Here is a 7,516-nt window from a genome sequence, read left to right as displayed (position 1 = left end):
GGTGCTGGAACTTCTACAACACCGACCGCCGCCACAGCGCCGCATCGATGATGTCACCCATCAACTACGAAAACGCTGCCCTCACCCCGAGAGCAGCCGCCTAAGAGACAACCTCCACGATTCGGGGGGAACCACATCTCGCCGATCGGTCAAAAGCGCGTGCTTGCGACGGTCCTCGATGCGAGCGCGGCGGCTCAGCCGGTCATCTACGTCTCGGGCGGCCGGCGCGGCGTCGATATCGGCCTGGCGCCCGCCGACCTACTGGCCGTCACCGGCGGCCGACTTGCTCCCATCGCCCGCTGACCTGTCAGCCGGCGGCTACTCCCACGGGGTGGACAAGGCGATCGTGGTGTGGGTGGAGACGTTCGCGGTCACGCGGATCCGGCCGAGCAACTCCTCTAGCTGACCGGGCGTGGCCACCCGCGCCTTGAGCAGGTAGTTCGCATCACCGGCCACCGAATAGCACGCCTCGATCTCGGGCACCCCGCGCAACTTCTCGGGCACATCGTCCGGCGCGGACTGATCGAAGGGCGTCACCTCGATGAAGGCCGTCAGCGGGGCGCCGATCTGGTCGTACGCCACCCGGGCGGCATACCCGAGGATCACCCCACGCTCCTCCAGTCGGCGCACGCGCTGGTGCACGGCCGACGTGGAGAGGCCGACGGCCTTGCCGAGGTCGGTGAAACTCATCCGGCCGTCGGCGCGTAGCAACCGGACAAGTTCGCGATCAAGGTCCTCCACGCATCGAAGACTACGGCCCGGCGCCTCTCGCGGCGCGGAAGTTCCTCGGATCGGCCGGTCGGGCAAGATTGCCGTATGACCGCGCCTCGCCTGATGCTGCTGGATTCCGCGAGCCTGTACTTCCGGGCCTACTTCGGCGTCCCCGACGACCGCACCGACCCCACCGCTCCCCCGGTCAATGCGGTCCGCGGCTTCCTCGACTTCATCGCCACCCTGGTGCGCGACCACCGGCCCACTGCCCTGATCGCCTGTTGGGACAACGACTGGCGGCCGCAGTTCCGCGTCGACGCTATCCCCAGCTACAAAACCCACCGGCTCGCCGACGGCGCGATCACCGAAGAGGAGGTCCCCGACGCCCTGGCGCCGCAGGTCCCCATCATCGAGCGGGCGCTGGCCGCCCTCGGCATCACCCGGATCGGCGCCGACGGCTATGAGGCCGACGATGTCATCGGCACCCTCGTCGCCCGCCACAAGGGCCAGTTGCCCATCGACGTCGTCACTGGCGACCGGGACCTCTTCCAGGTCGTCGACGACGCAGCCGGCGTGCGGGTTCTCTACACGGCTCGCGGCGGCGTCCGCTCCCCCGATCTGGTCGACCAGGCCTTCCTCGCCGAAAAGTACGGCATCGCCAGCGGCGAGCAGTATGCCGATATGGCCACGCTGCGCGGGGATGCCAGTGACGGGCTGCCAGGTGTCGCGGGCATCGGCGAGAAGACAGCGGCGAAGTTGATCACGGCATACGGCTCGCTGGCGGGGCTGCGCGCCGCGATCGACGGGGGCGACCCGGCCATCAAGGGGGCCCAGCGGCGCAATCTGGAGGCCGGTTCGGCCTATCTCGACGTGGGTCCGTTGGTGGTCCGCGTCGCCCACGACGCGCCGGTGCCGGACGATCCGGGCCTGCTGCCGAGCCAGATCGCCGACCCGTCCGCGATGTCGCTTCTCGCCTCGGAATATGGTTTGACCAGCCCGATGAACCGCGTCATCGACGCCCTCGCCCTGGCGTGACCCTGACCCGCGGCCGTCAACCGGCGCGACGGAATCAGTCCAGCCGATCCGCGGCGACCACCCCGCGCAGGACGGCATCCACCGCGCTCTTGGCCGTTCGGCGCAGGTGCGGTTCATCGGCGGCATTCGCGATCTGGCCGAGCAGATCGACGATCTGCTTGCAGCGCCGCACGAAGTCGCCCGCCGCCAAGTCCTGGTCCTTCAGCACCACCTCGAGCCGCTGACCACTCGCCCACCGGTGCACCGACCAGGCCAGGCCGGCATCCGGGGCGGGCGTGGCCGGCAGGCCGGCCCTCTCCTCGCGGTCAGCGAGGTCCGACCAGATGCGCAGCATCGCGGCGCCGGCGTCCTCGACATTGGCCGTCGGCTGCCGGGGCGTCACCTGCGCGCCGTCGAAGCGCGGCTCGTGGATCAGCATGGAGACGCAGGCCGCGAGCTCCGATTTGTCGAGCTGCTTCCAGACGCCGTGGCGCAGGCACTCGGCGGCCAGCAGATCCCGGTCGGAGTAGAGGCGGCGCAGCCGTTCGCCATCAGCGGTCAAACTCTCGCCGTCGGGGCCGAGATAGCCGATCTCCGTGAGCAAGCCGCAGATGCGCTGGAAGGTCCGAGCCACCGTGTTGGTGCGGGCCTCGACCTGTCGTTGCAGACCGGAGGTCTCCTTCTTCAGACGCCACCAGCGATCCGACCAGCGAGCGTGCACCTCGCGCTCGGGACAGGCATGGCACGGGTGCGCCTTGATCTGACGGCGCAGCTCGGCGATGCGCGCATCATCACCGCCGGCCGAGACCGGCGCCTCGGCGGCCGTCTCGCGGGGCCGGGCCGGGGCCTTGATCCGCAGCGTCGTCGCCAGGTCGCGCCGGGACTTGGGCGACTTGGCGTTGAAGTGCTTGGGCACCGGCATCGACCCGAGCGTCACGACGGGCCCGGTCACATCGCTCAGCGCCAGGCGGCGCACCTGCCGGTCCTCGGTCAACACGCTCGGCAGGGTCGTCGCGCCGCGGTAGGTGCGGGACGGCTCCACGACCACCGCCAGCCCGGCGCGCCGGCCGGCGGTCAGCCGGATGATGTCGCCGAGGCGCAGCGACTCCAACGAGACCGCGGCCTCGGCACGACGAGCCGCGGAGCGCGCCTTCGCCCCGTCCTTCTCCAGGGCGGAGAGGCGGTGACGCAACGCGGCATACTCGCGGAAGTCGCCGAGATGACAGTGCATCGCCTCGGCGTAGCCATCCATGGCCTCCTGGCGTTCCTTGCCCTCACGCACCATGCCCACCACCGACCGGTCGGCCTGGAACTGGGCGAAAGACGTCTGCAGCACCTCGGCCGCGCGCGAACGCCCTACTTGCGCAACGAGATTGACGGCCATGTTGTAGGACGGCCGGAAGCTCGAACGCAGCGGGAAGGTGCGCGTCGACGCCAGCCCGGCGACGTGCACCGGGTCCAGCCCGCGTCGCCAGAGCACCAAGGCATGGCCCTCGATATCGATGCCGCGCCGCCCCGCGCGACCGGTCAGCTGGGTGTATTCGGCGGGCGAGAGGTCGACATGCGACTCGCCGTTGAACTTCACCAGCTTCTCCAGCACGACCGTCCGCGCCGGCATGTTGATCCCGAGCGCCAAGGTCTCGGTCGCGAAGACGGCTCGCACCGCACCCTGGGTGAAGAGCTCCTCGACGATCTCGCGGAAGGTCGGCAGCATTCCGGCGTGGTGGGCCGCGAAGCCCCGGCTCAGACCTTCGACGAAGTCCCAATAGCCGAGCACCCCGAGGTCCTCATCGGCGATTCCTGCGGCGCGCTCCTCGACCAGCCGACGGTTGCGTTCGCCCTGCTCCTCGGTGATCAGCCGGATCCCGCTGCCCAGCAGTTGACCCACCGCCGCCTCGCACCCGACGCGGCTGAAAATGAAGGTAATCGCGGGCAGCAGTGCCTGCCGGTCCAACTCGCGGATGATGTCGGTGCGCGTCGCCTGCCCACTTGCGGCGCGACTGACCGCCGGGCCGGGCCGCCGGCGTCGATCGGGGTCACCTCCGCGTCCGCGAGCGCCGCGCTGGGCGGCGACCGCGGCATACCCGCGCTCCTCGGCGCTTCGGATGGCCTCGGTCAGGTGCGGGTTCAGGCGCGGGATCGCGCCGTCGAGGCGCGGCGCGGCCGTCGAGTCGGCGAAGAGGTCGAACATTCGGTGCCCGACCTGCATGTGCTGCCACAAGGGCACCGGCCGATGCTCGGAGACGATCACCTCGTGGTTGCCGCGGACGGTCTCGAGCCAATCCCCGAACTCCTCGGCGTTGCTCACGGTCGCCGAGAGGGAGATCAACTGCACCGAGGGCATCAGATGGATGATGACCTCCTCCCAGACCGCGCCCCGGAAGCGGTCGGCGAGGTAATGCACTTCGTCCATGACGACGAAGGCGAGGCCGGTCAGGGTGGAGGACCCGGCATACGTCATATTGCGCAGGACTTCGGTGGTCATCACGACGACGGGGGCGTCTCCGTTGATCGAACTGTCGCCGGTCAGCAGGCCGACGTTTGCGCTGCCGTGCCGGCGGACAAGCTCGGCGTATTTTTGGTTCGACAGCGCTTTGATCGGGGTGGTGTAGAAGGCCTTCTGGCCCCGGGCGAGCGCGAGCGCCACCGCGAACTCTCCCACCACCGTCTTGCCCGCGCCGGTGGGCGCAGCGACGAGCACGCCCTTGCCAGCCTCGACCGCACGGCACGCCTCGACCTGGAAGGGATCGAGCGGGAAATCAAGGCTCGCGGCAAAGCGGGACAGCTCGCTCATGGGGCGTCCAGCCGATCGGGCGCGAAGACGCGCAAGGCGTCGGGGACGATTTCGGCCGTCAGCGGCACCGGCCGCAGCGGCTCGCCGTCCGCCCACGCGGTGATCCCGTGGGCTTCGAGGTGGACCCGCCGCCCACGAATGAGGTGCACGGCGGGGTGGTCGACGTGCGCGCCGCTGAAAACCTTTGGGAAAACGCGCAGGAACTCGGCGCGGCTGACGTGGTCGAGACACATGACATCGAAGAGGCCGTCGTCCATCCGCGCCTGCGGCGCGACCTGCATTCCGCCGCCGTATGACGTGGCGTTGGCCACCAGGACGAGCATCGCCTCGGTCTCGACGCGCGTGCCGTCGACGGTGATCGCATACGGGATGGGCCGGAAGGTCGGCAGTTCGCGGACTACGGCGAGGTTGTAGCGCATCTGCCCCCGAGGCCATCTCCAGCGATTGGCGCGGTCGTTGACGACGGCGTCGAAGCCGGCATACAGCACGCCGCCGAACCACGGGCGCGGCTGGTCGTCGAGGACGTGGCCGAGGTCGACCGTCCGGGTCGTGCCGGCGTCGAGAAGCGCGAGGGTGGCGAGCTCGTCGCGCACGGGGATGCGGAGGTTGGCCGCGATGTCGTTGCCGGTGCCGAGGGCGGCTATCAGCAGGGGGACGTCGGTCTGCGCGCAGGCATTGACGCCGAGGTGGACCATGCCATCGCCGCCGGCAACCGCCAGGATGTCGATGCTGCCGTTATGGGTGGCGCGGTGGGCGCGGGCCAGGGCGACCCCGGCACTCGGACCGGCCAGGTCGACGACCTCGTGGCCGCGTTCGCGCAGACCGGCCAGGATGCGTGGGTAGGCCGCCGCCGCCTGACCTTTGCCCGCCGTGGGATTGGTGACCAGGCCGATCCGGCGCGGCGAGGTGCTCATGGCAGCTCACGCTAGTCGCCGGCGGTCTCCGATTCCCGCATCCTCGCCCGACCGTCGGGGCTGAACCGGCCTTTCGTCGGGGCTGAACCGGCCTCTCGACGGGGCTCAACCGGCCACTCGACGGGGCTGAACCGGCCACTCGACGAGGGTTAGAGCAGGCGGTCCAGCAGGGGGCTGGCATAGATGCGGGCGGGGTCGAGCGCGGCGAGGGTCGAAGGGCCGACGTCCACGCGGGCCCGAAGCTCGCCGGGATGGTCGAGGTAAGCGCCGTCGCGTCGGTGTAGGGCCCGGCCGGGGGTAGGCCCAGCCCTTCGACCACTCGGGCCGGACGACGGCATAGGACGACATCGTGGTGCGCAGGAACGCCTCGGTCTCGGCGAAGAAGGGGTCGCTGTCGGCTGTCCCGGGCAGGGTGAGCACCGAGAGCCACACGACGGTGTCCAGTTCCGGCCGGCCCGGGAGGGGCGCGGTGGCCGACAGGGTGGGTGGGGCATCGCTGCCGGACGGCCTCTGCGCGGCGGTGTCGGTCCCGGTGACCCGGATCGCGACGGTGTTGTTGACGGGATAGCGTCCGGCCGCGGCATACCGGCTGATCCGCGCCTTGTGGGCCGACCAGAAGTCCGAGAGCACGCGTTGGACGTCACTGCGTCGGCAGAGCACGGCGTTCGCCGCCTCGGTCACCTTGATAGTGGTCGGGCGCACATACCGCGTGACATCGGCCGGGTCGCCCCCAGATGTCGCCCGTCATCGTCGCGGCCAGGCCGGGAGTCGTCGTCGTCCACATCAGTTGCCCGAGCGCCGGAGTCGCCGGCCCGGTCAGCGCGTTCAGGGCATCGCCGACGGGGCCGCTGACCGCGTCGGCGAAGGCGTAGTTGTAGGCGCCCGACACTGGCCGGCTCAGCAACGGCCAGCTCGGGGCCAAGGACCACACTTTGAGCCAGGGCGTCGAGGTGAACGGGAAGAGCAGGATGTCGACGCGACCGGCGCTCTCGAGGAAGCTGCTCACGGTCTGATCAAAGAGCCACGGCCGGGTCCGAGCGCACCGGGCGTCCATCGAGACGGTCGTATAGCTGCGGCACCGTATCCGCGTCGACGCGCCGGCCTGGAGGGTGACCCGCGTGACGAAGGCCCGGCCGAGGTGGCAGAGCAGGGCGGGCGTGGCGGCATCGGCGCGGGTGAAGGTGCGCACGGCATACCGGCCGGGTCGCCGTGTCCCACACGACGGCGTCCAGGCTGACGACGGCATTGGAGAGCGATCCGAAGGTCCACCCGGGGCGCGCGGACTCTCGGGACGCAGGCACGCCCGTGCCATGGGCGCCGATCGCGAGGGCGCCGCCGATGCTGAGGTCGCCGACGGCTGGAGCGTGGGCGAAGGCGAGCCCGTTGGCCTTGAGGGCGTTCTGGATGCCATCCAGCGTCGCACCGGCGCCGGCCGTCACCCGGCGCGAGGCGCAGTCCACCGACACCTCCGTGAGCGCGCTGGTGTCGACCAAGAGCACGCGGGCGGCGGCCGCGGTGGCATCGGGGGTCAGCGGCGACCAGTTGTGCCGCTGTCCCATGGCGCGCAGCCGCCAGCCGGCGCCGGTGGCCCAGTTCGCCAGATCGGCTACCTGGCCGGCGGTAGTGACGCGGACCTGCCAGGTGGCGTCGATGCGGATCTCGCCATCCCCGTTGACGTATGCCGCGACGAAGGCGCTCAGGCCGCCCGGCAGCGTCGGTGGTGACCCGATCCCCGCCGTCGTGATTTCGGCGGCAGTCGCCGGACGAGCCGTCCAGTAGGGAGCGGTGCCGATCGCGGTGAGGAAAGCGCGACGGGAGTGGGGCGCGAGGGGGGCGCGAGGGGGGCCACGGCATACCTGCGATTCTCGGTTCGTGGGAGTCGAACCGTTGTGTTTGCAGGCTAGCCTCGGTCTTTCACGGGGTTGCGGTTGATGCCTTGATGTTCGCGCTGGTGCTGTTTGTGGTGGGTGGGCTGGCTGGGGGTGCCGCGTGGCGCTGCGGTGCGGGTCTTCGAGGGTCCTTGGGTCGCGGTGGTCAGGGCCGAGTGTGTTGTCAGGTCAGGAGCGGGATGGCCATCACAGCG

At 70.4% G+C, this 7,516-nt stretch carries 7 protein-coding genes and 1 pseudogene; 2 read left to right on the top strand and 6 right to left on the bottom strand.

What is annotated here, in order from left to right; all coding sequences use genetic code 11:
- Positions 1 to 159: 159 nt before the first annotated feature.
- Positions 160 to 303 carry a YbaK/EbsC family protein gene (locus ABD209_RS15755; protein ID WP_344067907.1) on the top strand — a complete coding sequence of 48 codons (144 nt, stop codon included), beginning with the start codon at positions 160 to 162 and terminating at the stop codon, positions 301 to 303.
- A gap of 15 nt (positions 304 to 318) precedes the next feature.
- On the opposite strand, the gene ABD209_RS15750 is transcribed toward ABD209_RS15755, so the two are convergent.
- On the bottom strand, positions 319 to 741 hold the full coding sequence (locus tag ABD209_RS15750; RefSeq protein WP_344067905.1) for an Lrp/AsnC family transcriptional regulator: 423 nt from the start codon (positions 739 to 741) through the stop codon (positions 319 to 321).
- Between the two features lie 75 nt (positions 742 to 816).
- Between ABD209_RS15750 and ABD209_RS15745 the strand changes: the two genes are divergently transcribed.
- Positions 817 to 1,746, top strand: coding sequence for a 5'-3' exonuclease (locus ABD209_RS15745; RefSeq protein WP_344067903.1), 930 nt, complete (start codon positions 817 to 819; stop codon positions 1,744 to 1,746).
- 34 nt (positions 1,747 to 1,780) lie between these two features.
- Here the strand turns inward: ABD209_RS15745 and ABD209_RS15740 are convergent, their stop codons facing one another.
- From ABD209_RS15740 to ABD209_RS19890, 5 genes and pseudogenes are all read right to left on the bottom strand, one after another.
- Positions 1,781 to 4,519 carry a DEAD/DEAH box helicase gene (locus tag ABD209_RS15740; RefSeq protein ID WP_344067901.1) on the bottom strand — a complete coding sequence of 913 codons (2,739 nt, stop codon included), beginning with the start codon at positions 4,517 to 4,519 and terminating at the stop codon, positions 1,781 to 1,783.
- Positions 4,516 to 5,433 (bottom strand): diacylglycerol/lipid kinase family protein, encoded by a 918-nt coding sequence (locus tag ABD209_RS15735; RefSeq protein ID WP_344067899.1) that lies wholly within the window; start codon positions 5,431 to 5,433, stop codon positions 4,516 to 4,518. Before ABD209_RS15735 ends, ABD209_RS15740 begins: the two co-directional genes overlap by 4 nt.
- A gap of 105 nt (positions 5,434 to 5,538) precedes the next feature.
- Positions 5,539 to 6,114, bottom strand: coding sequence for a cholesterol oxidase substrate-binding domain-containing protein (locus ABD209_RS15730; protein ID WP_344067897.1), 576 nt, complete (start codon positions 6,112 to 6,114; stop codon positions 5,539 to 5,541).
- Entirely contained in the window at positions 6,074 to 6,679 is a 606-nt protein-coding gene (locus tag ABD209_RS15725; RefSeq protein WP_344067895.1) for a cholesterol oxidase substrate-binding domain-containing protein, read from the bottom strand. Before ABD209_RS15725 ends, ABD209_RS15730 begins: the two co-directional genes overlap by 41 nt.
- Before the next feature lie 109 nt (positions 6,680 to 6,788).
- Positions 6,789 to 7,034: pseudogene (locus ABD209_RS19890) on the bottom strand (FAD-binding protein); the annotation flags it as partial.
- Positions 7,035 to 7,516: the final 482 nt, after the last annotated feature.

Origin of the sequence: Nostocoides vanveenii (genome assembly GCF_039531165.1) — a bacterium.
Lineage (GTDB): Bacteria > Actinomycetota > Actinomycetes > Actinomycetales > Dermatophilaceae > Nostocoides_A > Nostocoides_A vanveenii.
This window is presented reverse-complemented; position numbering and strand designations above follow the sequence as displayed.